Origin of the sequence: Bradyrhizobium xenonodulans (assembly GCF_027594865.1) — a bacterium.
GTDB classification, from domain to species: Bacteria; Pseudomonadota; Alphaproteobacteria; order Rhizobiales; family Xanthobacteraceae; genus Bradyrhizobium; species Bradyrhizobium xenonodulans.
The window spans coordinates 2,524,915-2,539,962 of sequence record NZ_CP089391.1; the positions used below are offsets into that span (position 1 = coordinate 2,524,915).

A 15,048-nucleotide genomic window follows, 5' to 3' on the forward strand; every position below is an offset into this window, starting at 1 on the left:
CCTCAGCGCTGCCCGTCGTGCACGGAGATCTCGGAGGCCTTGAGGCCGCCGATGCGCGCGTGAGGGCGGCCGCCGGTCGCCATGACGAGGCCGAAGGCGATCTCGTCACGCCTTGGCGCATCCCACAGCGTCATCTCCGCCGTGCCGAAATGGCTGCGGACATAGGCGGCGTGGATGTGACCGAGCGGCACCATCAGGCGCGTGCCAGGACCGCCGATGGTCTTCGCCGCCGGAACGATCGCCTTGGGCTGGTCGAGCACCTCGCGCATGCCATGGCCGCCGGCTTCGTGCCAGACGGCGCCGTGCTCGAGCTCGCCGTCCTCGCCGACGATGATGCCCTTGCCGTAGGCCTCGATATGCGCGGCGCCGCCGAGCTGTGCGATCAACTGTGTTGCGAGCTCGCGTCCGAGGTCGCGCAAGGCCGCCTGAAACGGCATCAGGTCAGGCTCATAGCGGCCCGCAAAGGGATTGCCGATCACCGCGACGGCCGTGCCGACCAGCAGCGGCTTCTCCAGCCTCGGGCCGCGCTCGTGCCAGATCGTCTCGACGCTGAGCGCGGTCTTGCGAATATCGTAGGACATTTACGGCTCTACGCCTCATCCACGACGGGATTACGGAGCACGCCGATGTTCTCGATCTCGACCTCGACGATGTCGCCGGGCTTGAGGAAGACCGGCGGCTTGCGGGTGAAGCCGACGCCGGCTGGCGTGCCGGTGGCGATGACGTCGCCGGGCACGAGGTCGAAGATGGTCGAGCAATATTCGATCAGCCGCGGAATCGAGAAGATCAGCATCGACGTGTCGGACGACTGCTCCACCACCCCGTTGACGCGCGTCTCGAGCTTCAGCTTGGTGGGGTCGCCGATCTCGTCCGGCGTCACCAGCCAGGGTCCGAACGGACCGGTGCCGACGAAGTTCTTGCCGGAGGCGATCTGCTGGGCGTGGCGCTGCCAGTCACGCACGCTGACGTCGTTGTAGATCGAGTAGCCCGCCACGTGGCTCCAGGCGTCGGCCTGGCTGATGTGGCGGCCGCCCTTGCCGATGACGACGGCAAGCTCGCCCTCCCAGTCGAAATTGTCCGAGACCTTCGGCCGGATCACCGGCGCGTTGTGCGCGACCTGGGAGCGCCAGACTCGCAGGAAGATCGGCGGAAACTCCGTGATCTCGCGCTTCATGCCGAACGCCACGGCTTCATTGTGGTGGTCGAGATAATTGCGCACGGCGCAGACGATCTTCTCGGGACGCGGGATCACCGGCAGGTATTTGACGTCGCTGAGCGCCATCGTGGGCTTGTGCGTGGCGACGATGGCCTCGCGCCGTGTGTAGTCGCCGCTGCCGAGGAAGTCCGCCAGCGTCGGGTACTGGGGGAGGGCGCGGCCGAGATCTACGACCCCGTTTTCGACAACGGCGCCCCAGCTCTCGCGATTTCCGTCCAAGAACGACAGCAACTTCATGGTTTCGCCCCAAGGGTTCCTATTTTCGATCCGATGCATTATTTTCGAAAATAAGGGCAAGCGCAAGCCCGCGGCGCGAAAATGCCGGCGGGGCCTATTCGGCGTCGAGCAGATGCCCGGCGTATTTGGCGACGTTGTCGGCGGTCGAGCGGATATGCGTCTCGATCAGCTGCACGGCCAGATCCGCATTACGCGAGATCGCGGCCTGCATGATGGCCTGGTGCTCGCCGGCCTTGTCGCGGGGGCGTGGCCGGAAATTGGCCGATAGATGCCGGTAGCGCTCGGCACGGTCGAACAGCTCGGCGCGAATCGCCAGCAGCGTCGCCGAGCCGCAGGCGGACACCAGCGCCTGGTGGAACTGGCGATGGGCGATCTTCCATTCGGGATCGCGCAAGGGATGCTCGGGATCGCGCTGCTCGATCCGCTTCAATCTGTGCAGCGTCGAAATCACTGCGATTTCCCAGTCGTCGTCGCCCCGCTCGATCGCGCGGCGGATCAATTCCACCTCGATCAGGACCCTTGCATCGGTGACCTCGACCAGATCCTGCCGGCTGACCGGCGCGACGCGAAATCCGCGCTGCTCCTGCGCATCGACCAGCCCTTCGGCGGCGAGCGCGGTCAGCGCTTCCCGCAGCGTCGTAAAGCTCGCGCCGAACCGTTCGCGCAACACGTCGAACCGCAGCGGCTCGCCGGGCGCGAGGGCGCAGGCAATGATCTCCTCGCGCAAACGGTGCGTGATGTCGGCGGCAATGGTCTTGCCGAATTCCTTGCGGGGGCGGATGGCGCTGTCAGGCATGGGTTCTGCCGCTGAATCGATGGCCCAAGATGCCGCGGCAACGACCATCTTGCAATAATTTTCGTAAACGGTATGATTTTCGAAAATATGGCTTTGGGAGGCAGTGAGATCATGAGGGCGGTGCTGGTGCGTCAGCCGGGTGGGCCGGATGCACTCGAATTGGTCGAGCTGCCGGTGCCTGTGCCCGGACCCGGCCAGGTGCAGATCCGAGCCGAGGCGTTCGGGGTCGGGCAGCCCGACGTGCTGATCCGGCGCGGCATCTACAAATGGATGCCGCCGCTGCCGGCCAATCCCGGCAATGACGTCGCCGGCCGCATTGCCGCGCTCGGGCCCGGCGTCGAGGGCTTTGCGATCGACCAGAAGGTGCTGCTGAGCGCGCGCGATCTGTCCCAGCGCGGCGGCTGTTATGCAGATTATGTGGTCGCGCCCGCGGATGCCGTTCATGCGCTGCCCGACGATGTCGATCTGCAAGCCGCCGTGTGCCTGTCGAACTACCAAGTGGCCTACGCTCTGCTGCACGAGTGCCGCCATCCGCGCGCGCCTGCGAGCGTGCTGGTGATCGGGGCTGCCGGCGGCGTCGGCACCGCGCTGGTGCAACTGGCGAAGCTCGCCGGGATGACCGTCATCGGCACGGTCTCGACCGAGGAGAAGGCCGCGTTCGCGAAGGCGAACGGCGCCGATCACATCATCTTCTACCGCCGCGAGGACGTGGTGGCGCGGACGCGGGAGTTGACCGGCGGCGAAGGCGTCGGTCTCGTGCTCGATCACGTCTGCGGGCCGGAATTCGCCGGTTATCTCGGCGCGCTCGGCAAATGGGGCACGCTGCTGTCGTACAACGCCTTCGCCGGATTGCCGGAAGAGAATCTGATGGCGGCGATGCGCAATCATCTCGACATCTGTCCGGCCGTGCGCTGCTTCTCCTTCCACATCTACGACCACGATCGCGACGGGCGCCGCGCACTCATGCGCAACGTGATCGAGGCACTGAGCCGCAATGCGATCAAGCCGGCGATCTCGGCGGTCCTGAAACTCGACGAGGTCCGGAAGGCCCATGCGCTGCTGGAGCAGGGCTCCGCGCTCGGCAAGATCATCATGACGCCATGAGGGGATGGAGAGGGGATGGACCGCACGATGACGACACAAGCTCCCATTGCACGCTTCACCCGCCTGAGGCACGCGACCTTTGCCTCGCCCGATCCCGAGCGGCTGCTCGACTATTACCGCGGCGTGATCGGTCTCGGTCTCGTCGGCCGTGACGGCGACCGCATCTGTCTCGCCAGCGATTCCGAGCAGCTCTCGCTCGTGATCGAGCGAGGGGCGGCGGCGCTGACCAGCATTGCCTTCGAGATATCTCCCGATGTCGAGATCGAGGCGCTGGGCGCCGCGCTGAAGCAGGCCGATCTGAAGCCCGAGTTGCGGAGCGATCCGCTGCCTGGCGTCTCTCGGCTGCTCTCCTTCAATGACCCCGAAGGCACGCGCTTCGAGCTGATCCAGGGCTGGACACCGACGCCCGCGCAGGAGCGGATCGGCGGGCTCGCCGTCGTCAAGCTCGGCCATGTCGCCCTTCGGACGCCCGATCCGCGCGCGGCATCGGAGTTTTACGCGAACGTCATGGGCCTTCGGGTCTCCGACTGGATCGAGGACCGCTTCGTCTTCATGCGCAGCGGCTATGAACATCACACGCTGAACTTCGCCCGCGCGCCCGATCGGGGCCTGCATCATTTTGCGTTCGAGCTGCGCGGGGCGACCCACATGCATCAGGCCTGCGATCATCTGGCGCGGCACAAGCTTCCCGTTCTCTGGGGCCCGGTGCGTCACGGCCCCGGGCACAACACGGCGATCTATCACCGCAATCCCGACGGGCATCTGGTCGAGCTGTTTTGCGATCTCGACCGAATGACCGACGAGGAGCTCGGCTATTTCGAGCCGCGTCCCTGGCACCGCGATCGCCCGCAGAGGCCAAAGGTCTGGGTCGGCCTGCCGCGCGACGTCTGGGGCATGCCGCCGTCACCGGAATGCACGGAGTTCGCCCGCTAGCCAGCTCGCATACGACTTGAAGAGCGCCGCACTCATTGCGGCCAACGACACAACAATCAAAGGGAGAAAGCATCCATGCGACGGATGAAGCGGCTTGCTGCGGCAATTTTTCTGCTGGGCGGTTTTCTTGGCGGTTGGCTTGTAGTCACACCGGCGGCGGCCGACAATTATCCGTCGCGTCCGATCCGGCTGCTGCACGGATTTGCCGCCGGCGGGGCGGCCGACGCACTGTCGCGCATCATCGCTGACGGACTCTCGAAGAAGCTCGGGCAGCCGATCATCGTCGAGGCCAAGCCCGGTGCCGGCGGCAACATCGCCGCGGATGCCGTCGCGAAGGCGGCGCCCGACGGCTACACGCTCGGGCTGGTCACCGGGGCGCACGCGATTTCCGCGGCGACCTACAAGAGCCTCGCGTACCAGCCAGCCGAGAGCTTCGAGATGATCTCGACGCTGGTCTACTACGCGCTCGTCATCGCCGTGCGCAACGACCACCCTGCGAAGTCGCTGGGCGAACTCATCGCCCTAGCCAAAGAGAAACCCGGCTCGCTCAGCTTCGGATCGGTCGGCTTCGGCAGTACGCATCACCTTGCCGGAGAGCTGCTGAACGCGACCGCCGGAATCGAGATCGTGCATGTGCCGTATCGCGGCGATTCTCAATCCGTCACAGCCTTGCTTGGCGGCGAGGTGCCGGTCATCGTCGGCACGCCCGTGCTGCTCGCCCCGCAGATCCAGGGCGGCGCGATCCGGGGCCTCGCCGTGACCTCGCCGACGCGCACCGCGTTGCTGCCCGACGTCCCCAGCGTTCAGGAAGCCGGCATCAAGGGCTATGACGTGCGCACCTGGGCCGGCCTCCTGGCCCCCAAGGGTACGCCGTCCGCCGTCATCGCCACGCTCAATTCAGCGACGCTCGACGTGCTCAGGGACACTGAAACCAGGCAGCGTCTGGAGACCGCCGTCGGCGGCGAGGTCCGCGGCAGCTCGCCCGAGGAGATGAAGAAGCTGATCGAGACCGAGATCGTCAAATGGACTGGCGTGGTGGAGCGCGCGAAGATCCCGAAGATCTGATCCAGGCGGCGTGCTGAAGCCCGACGACCGAGCCTCGGTCACGGATGCTTGACCGGGATCAAGGACTGCTTTCGGCGCTGGCGTATGGTACTGAGGCTGTGCTCCGGCCCGAAAGGTAAGTCGATCTTGATGCGGTTCGTTCGTACCATCCTGGCATTCGCGATCGCCATATCCCTGGCGATGCTGCCGGTTGGCGCGTCCGCGGCTGGCCTCGCGATGTCACCGAACGACATGCAGACGACCATGCATCTGAGCGGCGATGCCGATATGTCGATGGACGATTGTTGTCCCGACATGAAGGGAACGGGCTCTCCGACCGGCGGCTACAAATGCGGGATGGGCTTCTGCTGCGTCGGCGGCACCATCGCGCTTGGCGACGTCAGGCCCATTGCCTTCGCGTTTCTCGCCGTTGCCGCGAGCCAGATCGCCATTCCCGCGGATCAGGTCGTCTCCTTCCGCGACGCCAGTCCTCCCTTCCGGCCTCCCCGAATCTGATCTCGCAAGCCTGAGACGCGTGCGGCGCGCCTGCGCGCGATGACGACTGACGTGCGCATTTCATGTGCCACGGCCGGGATCAATTCATGAGGACTGGACAATGCTTGCCAAATTCAGCACCGCGGCTGTTGCCGCCACCCTTTCGCTTGCCGCTTCCGCCGCGATGGCGGGCGCCGATGACTACACCTTCGAGCCGGTCAATCCGCAGATGAAGAAGGGCGACGACGTCACACTCGCCGTGCGCCTGACCAACAAGCAGACCGGCAAGCCGGTGTCGGACGCAGTCATCTTCAAGACCCGCGTCGACATGGCCCCGGACGGCATGGCCGAGATGGAGTCGGCGGTCGCCGCGCTGCCGTCGAAGGAGCCGGGCGTGTACGCCTTCAAGACGGACCTGCCGATGGCCGGCCGCTACCAGGTGACGCTGTCGGCGAAGGTGCAGGGCGAACCGGAGACCGTCACGGCCAAGGTGATCGTCACGGCGATCAAGTGAGCGATACACCATGAAAACGCTGCGTCTCCTGACGATCTTCGCGCTGGGCGGCGGCCTGGCCCTGGGCTTCTATTGGTCCTCGAACGATGCGGGCTGGCTGGCTCACGCCGACATCAGCGCCGCTGCGGCAGCCGCCGACCGAACCCCGCTCTATTACCGCGATCCGGGCGGAGCGCCGCTGTGGTCGGCGGGTCCGAAGAAGGATGATCGCGGCCGCGATTACGTCCCCGTCTACGATGACGATCGTGCTGCCTCCGAACCTGCCAGGTCGAAACAGCAGGCGGATTCCTCGCGAAAAATTCTCTACTACCGCAATCCCATGGGCCTGCCGGACACATCGCCGGTGCCCAAGAAGGATCCGATGGGGATGAGCTACGTGCCCGTCTACGACGGCGACGACATCGAGGACGGCTTGGTGAAGCTCTCGCCCGGCAAGATCCAGCGCACCGGCGTGAGATCCGAGCTGGTCGCGCGGCGCCCGATCCGCGTGTCGGTCAAGGCGCCCGGCACGATCCAGCTGGACGAGCGCCGCGTGTCGGTGATCGCCATGCGGGCCGAAAGCTTCGTTCAGAAGGTCGCGGATGTGACCACTGGCACGCGCGTGAAGGCCGGCCAGCCGCTGATGGAGATCTACAGCTCCGCGGTCGCGTCCGCGGCGGCGGAATATCTCGCGACGATCAGCTCCAAATCGGTCGGCAGCGTCGAGATCTACGGCCGCGGCTCGCGGCAGCGGCTCATCAATCTCGACGTCCCGGAGCAGGCCATCGCGGAGATGGAGAAGACGCATGTCGCGCCCGTCACCGTCCGCTGGTCGGCGCCGCGCGACGGCATCGTGCTCGAGCGCAACGCGATCGAAGGCATGCGGGCCAATCCGGGCGACGTGCTGTTCAGGATTGCGGACACCTCGGTGGTCTGGGCCCTGGTGGACGTGGCCGAGCGCGACCTCGGCAACATCGCGGTCGGCCAGCCCGTGGCGGTGCGCGCGCGCAGCTTTGCCGGCAAGACTTTCGCAGGGACGATCGCGGTCGTCTATCCGCAGGTGAACCGCGACACCCGGACGGTTCGGGTCCGGATCGAGCTCGCCAATCCGGACGCGGCGCTGCTGCCGGACATGTACATCGATGCCGACATCGACACGGCCGATGCCGCGCCGGTCCTGGCGGTGCCCGACAGCTCGGTGCTCGACACCGGCAGCCGTCAGGCCGTCCTCGTCGACAAGGGAGACGGGCGGTTCGAGCCGAGAGAGATCAAGCTCGGCCGCCGCGGCGGCGGCTACATCGAGGTGCGGGACGGGCTTGCGGACGGCGAGGCGGTGGTGACCTCGGCCAACTTCCTGATCGATGCGGAAAGCAACCTGAAGGCGGCGCTGAAGGGGTTTGCGGACGCGGCTCCGCCGGCTTCCGACGCGGGCCACGCGATGGGAGAGCACAAATGATCGCCCGCATCATCGCCTGGTCGGCGCGCAATCTGCTGCTGGTGCTGTTCGGCACCGGCTTTGCCGCCGCCGCCGGTCTCTACGCGCTGGTTCATCTGCCGCTGGATGCGATCCCGGACCTCTCGGATGCGCAGGTCATCGTCTACACCGAGTATCCCGGCCAGGCGCCGCAGGTGATCGAGGATCAGGTCACCTATCCGCTGACGACGGCCATGCTGACCGTGCCGAAGTCCAAGGTGGTGCGCGGCTTCTCCTTCTTCGGCGTGTCGTTCGTCTACGTCATCTTCGAGGACGGCACGGACATCTACTGGGCGCGCTCGCGCGTCATGGAATTCCTCAACGGCGCGTCGTCCAGGCTTCCCGCCGGCGTCACGCCGACCATCGGGCCGGACGCGACCGGCGTCGGCTGGGTCTATCAATACGCGGTGATGTCCAGGGAGCTGAACCTCGCGGACACCCGCACGATCCAGGACTGGAATCTGAAATTCGCACTGGCCAGGGCCGAAGGCGTCGCCGAGGTCGCCGGCATCGGCGGCTTCGTCAAGCAGTACAACGTGGTGCTCGATCCGCAGCGGATGCGCGACCGCGGCATCAGCATGCAGAAGATCCGCGAGGCGATCCGCGCCAGCAATGCCGACGTCGGCGGCCGTACCGTCGAGCTGTCGGAGTTCGAATACGTCATTCGCGGCCGGGGCTACATCAAGAGCATCAACGATCTCGGCAATATCGTCCTGAAGACCTCCGGCGGCACGCCGGTGTTGCTGCGGGACGTCGCCAAGGTCGAGCTCGGTCCCGACGAGCGGCGGGGCATCGCCGAGCTGAACGGCGAAGGCGAGGTCGCAAGCGGCATCGTGCTCCAGCGGTTCGGCGTCAACGCCCTCGACGTCATCGAAAACGTCAAGAAGCGCTTCAAGGAGATCGCGAGCAGCCTGCCGAAATCGGTCGAGATCGTGCCGGTTTACGATCGCTCCAGCCTGATCTACGCGGCCATCGATACGCTCAAGCATACGCTGTTCGAGGAGAGCATCGTCGTCGCGCTGGTCTGCATCGTGTTCCTGCTGCACGTCCGCAGCGCGCTGGTCGCGATCCTGATGTTGCCGGTCGGCGTGCTGATGGCGTTCGGCGCCATGAAGCTGCTCGGGCTCGGATCGAACATCATGAGCTTAGGGGGCATCGCGATCGCGATCGGCGCCATGGTGGACGCCGCCATCGTCATGATCGAGAACGCCCACAAGCACCTCGAACGGGCCGGACCCGGCCAGTCGCGCGTGCAGATCCTGATCGATGCCGCGTCCGAGGTCGGGCCGGCGCTGTTCTTCAGCCTGCTGATCATCACCGTGTCGTTCATGCCGATCTTCACGCTGGAATCGCAGGAGGGGCGGCTGTTCAGCCCGCTGGCGTTCACGAAGACTTTTTCGATGGCCGCAGCAGCGCTCCTGTCCGTGACATTGGTGCCGGCGCTGATGGTGATCTTCGTCCGCGGCAGGATCGTTCCGGAACGCAGCAATGTCATCAACCGCTTCCTGATCTGGATCTACCGTCCGGTGATCAAGGGTGTGCTGCGCGCCAGGATGCTGGTGATCCTGGCATCGCTCCTCGTGCTGGCGGTGACGTTGTGGCCGGCGCGCCAGCTCGGCACCGAGTTCATGCCGACCCTGAACGAGGGAACGCTGCTCTACATGCCGACGACGCTGCCCGGCATCTCGGTCACCAAGGCGGCCGAGCTGATGCAGACGCAGGACCGCATCATCAAATCGTTCCCGGAGGTCGCCTCGGTCTACGGCAAGGCGGGACGTGCCGCGACCGCGACCGATCCGGCGCCCACCGAGATGTTCGAGACGATCGTCAACCTGAAGCCGAAGGAGCAGTGGCGTCCTGGCGTCACCGTCGACGGCCTCATCGCCGAGATGGACAAGGCGCTCCAGTTTCCCGGCGTCTCCAACGCCTGGACCATGCCGATCAAGGCGCGGATCGACATGCTGTCGACGGGCATCCGCACGCCGGTCGGCATCAAGGTCATGGGCACCGATCTCGTCGAGATCGACCGGCTCGCGAAGCAGATCGAGCGCGTCATCAAGGCCGTGCCCGGGACGTCGTCGGCCTACGCCGAGCGCGGCATCGGCGGCTATTATCTCGAGATCGTGCCGGACCGCGAAGCGCTCGCCCGCTACGGCATCCTGATCCAGGACGTTCAGGATACCATCGCGGCCGCTCTCGGCGGTCAGACCGTCACGACGACCGTGGAAGGCCGGCAGCGGTTCGCGGTGAACATGCGCTATCCGCGCGATCTTCGCGACAATCCCACCGCGATCGCCAGCGACGTCCTGGTGCCGATGCCGGCGGGCGGCGCGGTGCCGCTCGGCGAGGTGGCGAAGGTCGAGTCGGCGCGCGGGCCGACATCCATCCGCACCGAGAACGGGCAGCTGGCGACCTACATCTACGTCGACATCCGGGATCGCGACATCGGCAGCTACGTGGCCGATGCGCAGCGCGCCGTCACGGAGAGCATCCAGTTCCCGCCCGGATACTACGTGGTCTGGAGCGGCCAGTACGAATATCTGCAGCGCGCCGCGGCCCGTCTGAAGATCGTGGTGCCCGTGACGCTCACGATCATCTTCCTGCTGCTGTACCTGAACTTCAGGGCGATGACCGAGACCCTGATCGTCATGCTGTCGCTGCCGTTCGCGCTGGTCGGCGGCATCTGGATGATGTGGTGGCTCGGCTTCAACATGTCGGTCGCCGTCGTGGTCGGCTTCATCGCGTTGGCCGGCGTCGCCGCCGAGACCGGCGTCGTGATGCTGATCTATCTCGACCACGCGCTGGCGGAGATGACCGCGAGGCGCAGCGCCGAGGGCCGGCCCCTCGATCGTCACGACCTCCACGACGCCATCATGGAGGGCGCCGTCGAGCGCGTGCGGCCCAAGATGATGACCGTGGTCGCCATCATGGCGGGATTGCTGCCGATCATGTGGAGCACGGGTCCGGGATCGGAGATCATGCAGCGCATCGCGGTGCCGTTGATCGGCGGAATGACGTCATCGACGCTGCTGACGCTTGTTGTGATCCCCGCGATCTTTGGGTTGGTGAAGGGGCGGGGGCTGCCGCCGGGCGAACGGCAGGCACCTGCCGATGAACACGGCGTCGAAACGGTGAGCGGGCTGCGGGTGTCTCAAGCGGCCGAGTAGGATCGCAGAGATGCCGGCGCGGTTCCCTCCAGGAGGTGAACTCTTCGTGACGCGCGGCGGCGATTTGAGGGTAAAGCTCGGATTGACAGCTCCGCCGTCACGGTTTCTATTTGCGGCGACGGGGGCGTGCGATCCCCCCGCGAGGCGACATGCCGAAGCATCGCGTCCTGATCACCAAGGGCGCTGCATGTCATTTTCGACCTCCAAGCCATCCTACAACAAGCCATCCTGCAAATCCTCCCGACAGATCGGCGCGCGGCCACACCGACGCGTTATAGGCGTGCGCATCGGGTGCCGGCACCCTGTTGCGCCTCGTGGCGATTGTCCGGAGGTGCGGCGTCACAAAGCCGGCTTCACCTGGGGCGGGGATGACCACCGGGAGAACGATCATGCGTACACCAGCGATCTTTCACATCGTCCTGCTGCTGACGATCGGAGGCGGGCCGTCGAGCGCACACGCTCTGACACAAGAGGAGCTCGTCGCCAGGCTTCAGGCAGCCGGCTACTCCCAGGTCAGCGATATCAAGTCGACCGCAGAGGGTACGACCGCCAAGGCCGTGAAGAACGGCAAGGACGTGCGGCTCGTCGTCGACAGCAGCGGCCAGATCAAGGAACAGAAGTGAGACGCTGAGGCTTTCAGGACCTCGCAACTCAAGCTCAAGGGAGCAGATCAATGCCAAAGACAATCTCGGCGCTGATGGTCATCTGCGCCTGCTTCATCGCGACCGCCCACGCGCAGGGCGTCGACTGGCAGAAGGTCGATGACGCGCTGGGCCGGAAGCCCACCGTTGCGGACGATGTCCACCGCTACGGCTTTCCTCGCGCTGATCTCACAGTGACTTTGGATGGAGTCACGATCAAGCCGGCGCTGGCGCTTGGTGGCTGGATCGCGTTCAAGCCTGCGCATGGCGGCGCCATGGTGATGGGCGACCTTGTGCTGCTCGAGACCGAGATCAATCCCGTGATGGCCAAGATGATCGCGAGCGGTCTCGAGATCACCGCCGTGCACAATCATCTCCTGCGCGCAAGCCCGGCGACCTTCTACATGCACGTTGCCGGACATGGCGATCCCGCCAAGCTGGCCTCGGCCATCCACGATGCGCTGGCCGAAAGCAAAACCCCGTTGACGGTCGCGGCGCCGGCCAGCCCGCCGCCTTCCATCGACCTCGACACCGCGAAGCTCGATCAGATCATCGGCGTCAAGGGGCAGGGCAACGGCGGCGTCTACCAGTTCAACGTCAAGCGGCGCGATCCGATCAAGGAAGACGACATGCTGCTGACCCCCGTCGGAGCGATGGGCGTCGCGACCGCCATCAACTTCCAGCCGACCGGCGGCGGCAAGGCGGCCATCACCGGCGATTTCGTCCTGACCAGCGACGAGGTGAACCCGGTGATCGTGGCGCTGCGGACGCACGGCATCGAGGTGACGGCGCTGCACAGCCACATGCTGAACGAACAGCCGCGGCTGTTCTTCATGCATTTCTGGGCCAACGACGACGCGATCAAGCTCGCGGAAGGCCTGCGTGCGGCGCTCGACAAGACGGCCAGCACCAGGAGCTGAGTCGGGACTGGGCGGAGTGGCTTGAAGCGTGACGAGTTGTGTAGTGCGGCGATCGGAGGTGGCCGGAGACCATTTGACATAACAGCTGACGATTTCGGGGATACCGCGACCTCCCCGTGAGATGGACATCCATCCAAGCGCTCGCCACCTCTTCCGGGGGAACGATCGTATGGATGCACTTGTCTTCACTGTGTTTGCTCTTGCCGCCCTTGTCGGCGGCTTCGCCAGCGGCTTTTCGGGCTTCGCGATGACCGCCACCCTGATCGCAGGGTACGGACTGCTCACACAAGGCTATGGCACCATGAGGGCATCATGCCATTGAAGAGCTTGGGCTTCATCCCCATCCCGAACGGCCTGAACAGTGATTTCGATCACGCCGTTTTCGATCCGAAGACGCGCCGCGTCTTCATTGCGCATACGGCGCGCGACTGCCTGGACGTGATCGATCACGACCGTCAGACACATATTGCGACGCTACCGGGCTTTCCCGCGATTGCCGGTGCGGTTGCCGACGACGGCGAAGTCCTCACGACCAATCGGGGCGCGGCGACGATCACCTGGCTGGACGCCGCGACTTACGAACTCAAGGGCGTGTTCCCGTCCGGACCGCGGCCGAATGGAGCAGCCATCCTGAAGCAGAGGGGAATTGGCATTGTTGCCTGTATCGGCGATGCGCAGCAAGGCCCGACGTTGCAGGTCATCGACCTGAAGCGGGTCACCCAGTGCGCGATCGAACTGCCGGGCCGGCCACGCTGGTGCGTCACCGACGCCGGCGGGGAGAGGGTCTTCGTCTGCATTCGCGATCCCTCGATGATTCTGACAGCCCGACTGCCCGATCTCACAGCGGTCGTTCACTGGCCGCTGCCGTCAGGCGGTGCGCACGGACTGGACATTGATCACGCGGGCCATCGGCTTTACGCCGCCTGCGACGACGGCGACCTCGTCGAAGTCGACAGCACCTCCGGGAAGGTCACGAACGTCTGGCCGATCGCCGGTCCGCCCGACGTGACGTTCTTCAATCCCGCCACCGGCCGCGTTCACGTGGCGATCGGCGAACCCGGTGTGATCGATACGATCAATCCGCAGACGGGCGACTGCGTCCGGACGCCAACGGGTGCCGGCGCTCATACCAGCGCCATCGTCGTACCGGACCGGCTCTACGTGATTTCACCGGCCCATGGAGGCCTGCTGGTATTCTCCGATGAGTGATGACTGGCCGATGGAGCGGGGCAGGCGGTGCGCCGGCCCGATGAGTCGGGTGTCGATAATGCGAAAAGTGATGATCTGCACCGCTGCAACCTTTCCGTCCCGACCTTCTGCGCGGGCGAAGCTGGTCTCGGCGGCGATGCTGATTTTGTTAATGGGAGGGACCGCGATGGCCGAGACCTTGAATTTTGACGACGCTCGGATCGGAATGCCGCCGGAAGGGTGGACTTTGACCAAGACCGGCAAGGGAGAATCGAGATGGACCGTCGAGGCGGAGCCCACGGCGCCGAGCAAGCCGAACGTTCTCAAGCAATCCGGACGGGCAACTTTTCCGGTCGCCATCAAGCGCGATACCAACATCCGCGACGGCTTCGTCGAGGTCAAATTCAAGGCGGTCGCCGGGTCGGAGGATCGCGCCGCCGGCTTGATCTGGCGCGCGAAGGATGCCGACAATTACTACGTGGTCCGGGCCAACGCGCTGGAGGACAATGTCGTGCTCTACAAGACGGTGAACGGCGTTCGAACCTCGCTTGAGATCGTCGGTCGCAAGGGCGGATATGGCGTCAAGGCGCCGGTGCCGTCCGGGCAATGGCACGCGCTGCGCTGCGATTTCGCGGGACATCGGTTCAAGGTGACCTATGACGGACAGCTCTTGTTCGAGGTGGAGGACGCCACCATGACGAACGCAGGCATGATCGGCCTGTGGACCAAGGCGGATAGCGTGACGCTGTTCGATGATCTGGCATATGGTGAGGTCAAATAGGCGTTTGCCCACCTTTGCCGGAGATGGCCATGAATGTTCGATGCCTGTCGGTCGCGACCGGCCTGTTGATCGCGTCCATCAGCCCAATGCGGGCGGAAGAAGCCCTGGTCGCCTACAAATCGCTCGCTCCGGAGCTCGCGCTCGATCTCGCGCGCGCCGCGCTGGAGAGCTGCCGCACCCATGGCTATCAGGTTGCCGTCGCTGTCGTCGATCGCTCGGGCGTCACGCAGGTGATGCTGCGCGATCGCTTTGCCGGCCCCCACACGCCGTCGACGGCATCCGGCAAGGCATGGACCGCGGTGTCCTTCAAGACCAGCACGACCGACCTGAATGCGATCAGTCAGCCGGGCATGATGCAGGCGGGCATTCGCAATCTTCCCGGAGCAGTCGTCATAGGAGGAGGACTGATCGTCGAAGCAGGTGGCTCTCTGGTCGGAGCGGTCGGCGTATCCGGCGCACCGGGCGGCGACGCCGACGAAGCGTGCGCGAGAGCCGGAATCGAGGCCATACGCGACAAGCTCGAGTTTTGAGGCGAGGCGCCGCCCTCGCACGACGAAGG

At 65.4% G+C, this 15,048-nt stretch carries 16 protein-coding genes; 13 read left to right on the forward strand and 3 right to left on the reverse strand.

Going from position 1 to position 15,048, the window contains the following annotated elements:
- Positions 1–2: 2 nt before the first annotated feature.
- From I3J27_RS11780 to I3J27_RS11790, 3 genes are all read right to left on the reverse strand, one after another.
- Positions 3–581 carry an amino acid synthesis family protein gene (locus tag I3J27_RS11780; RefSeq protein WP_270169147.1) on the reverse strand — a complete coding sequence of 193 codons (579 nt, stop codon included), beginning with the start codon at positions 579–581 and terminating at the stop codon, positions 3–5.
- Between the two features lie 8 nt (positions 582–589).
- Complete coding sequence (locus tag I3J27_RS11785; RefSeq protein ID WP_270169149.1) at positions 590–1,453, reverse strand: fumarylacetoacetate hydrolase family protein; 864 nt, start codon at positions 1,451–1,453, stop codon at positions 590–592.
- Between the two features lie 94 nt (positions 1,454–1,547).
- Positions 1,548–2,249 (reverse strand): FCD domain-containing protein, encoded by a 702-nt coding sequence (locus I3J27_RS11790; RefSeq protein ID WP_270169151.1) that lies wholly within the window; start codon positions 2,247–2,249, stop codon positions 1,548–1,550.
- Positions 2,250–2,360: 111 nt separating this feature from the next.
- Between I3J27_RS11790 and I3J27_RS11795 the strand changes: the two genes are divergently transcribed.
- From I3J27_RS11795 to I3J27_RS11855, 13 genes are all read left to right on the forward strand, one after another.
- The gene (locus I3J27_RS11795; protein WP_270169153.1) at positions 2,361–3,353 is read left to right on the forward strand and encodes a zinc-dependent alcohol dehydrogenase family protein; all 993 of its coding nucleotides are present in this window, start codon (positions 2,361–2,363) and stop codon (positions 3,351–3,353) included.
- A gap of 27 nt (positions 3,354–3,380) precedes the next feature.
- Positions 3,381–4,286: a VOC family protein gene (locus I3J27_RS11800; RefSeq protein ID WP_270169155.1), complete on the forward strand. Its 906-nt coding sequence runs from the start codon at positions 3,381–3,383 to the stop codon at positions 4,284–4,286.
- 75 nt (positions 4,287–4,361) lie between these two features.
- Positions 4,362–5,351, forward strand: coding sequence for a tripartite tricarboxylate transporter substrate binding protein (locus tag I3J27_RS11805; protein WP_270169157.1), 990 nt, complete (start codon positions 4,362–4,364; stop codon positions 5,349–5,351).
- A gap of 129 nt (positions 5,352–5,480) precedes the next feature.
- Positions 5,481–5,846, forward strand: a complete 366-nt coding sequence (locus I3J27_RS11810; RefSeq protein WP_270169158.1) for a hypothetical protein — start codon at positions 5,481–5,483, stop codon at positions 5,844–5,846.
- 100 nt (positions 5,847–5,946) lie between these two features.
- Positions 5,947–6,339 (forward strand): FixH family protein, encoded by a 393-nt coding sequence (locus tag I3J27_RS11815; protein WP_270169160.1) that lies wholly within the window; start codon positions 5,947–5,949, stop codon positions 6,337–6,339.
- Positions 6,340–6,349: 10 nt separating this feature from the next.
- Positions 6,350–7,774 (forward strand): efflux RND transporter periplasmic adaptor subunit, encoded by a 1,425-nt coding sequence (locus tag I3J27_RS11820; protein ID WP_270169162.1) that lies wholly within the window; start codon positions 6,350–6,352, stop codon positions 7,772–7,774.
- On the forward strand, positions 7,771–10,959 hold the full coding sequence (locus I3J27_RS11825; protein ID WP_270169164.1) for an efflux RND transporter permease subunit: 3,189 nt from the start codon (positions 7,771–7,773) through the stop codon (positions 10,957–10,959). The genes I3J27_RS11820 and I3J27_RS11825 overlap by 4 nt, the downstream gene beginning before the upstream one ends.
- Before the next feature lie 389 nt (positions 10,960–11,348).
- A complete protein-coding gene (locus I3J27_RS11830; protein ID WP_270169166.1) occupies positions 11,349–11,582 on the forward strand; it encodes a hypothetical protein in 234 nt (77 codons plus the stop codon).
- Positions 11,583–11,632: 50 nt separating this feature from the next.
- The gene (locus I3J27_RS11835) at positions 11,633–12,520 is read left to right on the forward strand and encodes a DUF1259 domain-containing protein (protein WP_270169169.1); all 888 of its coding nucleotides are present in this window, start codon (positions 11,633–11,635) and stop codon (positions 12,518–12,520) included.
- 169 nt (positions 12,521–12,689) lie between these two features.
- Positions 12,690–12,842, forward strand: coding sequence for a hypothetical protein (locus I3J27_RS11840; RefSeq protein ID WP_270169171.1), 153 nt, complete (start codon positions 12,690–12,692; stop codon positions 12,840–12,842).
- A complete protein-coding gene (locus tag I3J27_RS11845) occupies positions 12,833–13,729 on the forward strand; it encodes a YncE family protein (RefSeq protein WP_270169173.1) in 897 nt (298 codons plus the stop codon). Before I3J27_RS11840 ends, I3J27_RS11845 begins: the two co-directional genes overlap by 10 nt.
- Positions 13,730–13,895: 166 nt before the next feature.
- Entirely contained in the window at positions 13,896–14,489 is a 594-nt protein-coding gene (locus I3J27_RS11850) for a hypothetical protein (protein WP_270169175.1), read from the forward strand.
- A gap of 29 nt (positions 14,490–14,518) precedes the next feature.
- Positions 14,519–15,019: a GlcG/HbpS family heme-binding protein gene (locus I3J27_RS11855; protein WP_270169177.1), complete on the forward strand. Its 501-nt coding sequence runs from the start codon at positions 14,519–14,521 to the stop codon at positions 15,017–15,019.
- Positions 15,020–15,048: the final 29 nt, after the last annotated feature.

Bases quoted from the DNA above. Each gene is read 5' to 3' on its own strand.
- I3J27_RS11855 (WP_270169177.1), top strand. From the start codon at position 14,519: ATGAATGTTCGATGCCTGTCGGTCGCGACCGGCCTGTTGATCGCGTCC.
- I3J27_RS11840 (WP_270169171.1), top strand. From the start codon at position 12,690: ATGGATGCACTTGTCTTCACTGTGTTTGCTCTTGCCGCCCTTGTCGGC.
- I3J27_RS11800 (WP_270169155.1), top strand. From the start codon at position 3,381: ATGACGACACAAGCTCCCATTGCACGCTTCACCCGCCTGAGGCACGCG.
- I3J27_RS11825 (WP_270169164.1), top strand. From the start codon at position 7,771: ATGATCGCCCGCATCATCGCCTGGTCGGCGCGCAATCTGCTGCTGGTG.
- I3J27_RS11810 (WP_270169158.1), top strand. From the start codon at position 5,481: ATGCGGTTCGTTCGTACCATCCTGGCATTCGCGATCGCCATATCCCTG.
- I3J27_RS11835 (WP_270169169.1), top strand. From the start codon at position 11,633: ATGCCAAAGACAATCTCGGCGCTGATGGTCATCTGCGCCTGCTTCATC.
- I3J27_RS11795 (WP_270169153.1), top strand. From the start codon at position 2,361: ATGAGGGCGGTGCTGGTGCGTCAGCCGGGTGGGCCGGATGCACTCGAA.
- I3J27_RS11830 (WP_270169166.1), top strand. From the start codon at position 11,349: ATGCGTACACCAGCGATCTTTCACATCGTCCTGCTGCTGACGATCGGA.
- I3J27_RS11815 (WP_270169160.1), top strand. From the start codon at position 5,947: ATGCTTGCCAAATTCAGCACCGCGGCTGTTGCCGCCACCCTTTCGCTT.
- I3J27_RS11790 (WP_270169151.1), bottom strand. From the start codon at position 2,249: ATGCCTGACAGCGCCATCCGCCCCCGCAAGGAATTCGGCAAGACCATT.
- I3J27_RS11780 (WP_270169147.1), bottom strand. From the start codon at position 581: ATGTCCTACGATATTCGCAAGACCGCGCTCAGCGTCGAGACGATCTGG.
- I3J27_RS11820 (WP_270169162.1), top strand. From the start codon at position 6,350: ATGAAAACGCTGCGTCTCCTGACGATCTTCGCGCTGGGCGGCGGCCTG.
- I3J27_RS11805 (WP_270169157.1), top strand. From the start codon at position 4,362: ATGCGACGGATGAAGCGGCTTGCTGCGGCAATTTTTCTGCTGGGCGGT.
- I3J27_RS11785 (WP_270169149.1), bottom strand. From the start codon at position 1,453: ATGAAGTTGCTGTCGTTCTTGGACGGAAATCGCGAGAGCTGGGGCGCC.
- I3J27_RS11850 (WP_270169175.1), top strand. From the start codon at position 13,896: ATGGCCGAGACCTTGAATTTTGACGACGCTCGGATCGGAATGCCGCCG.
- I3J27_RS11845 (WP_270169173.1), top strand. From the start codon at position 12,833: ATGCCATTGAAGAGCTTGGGCTTCATCCCCATCCCGAACGGCCTGAAC.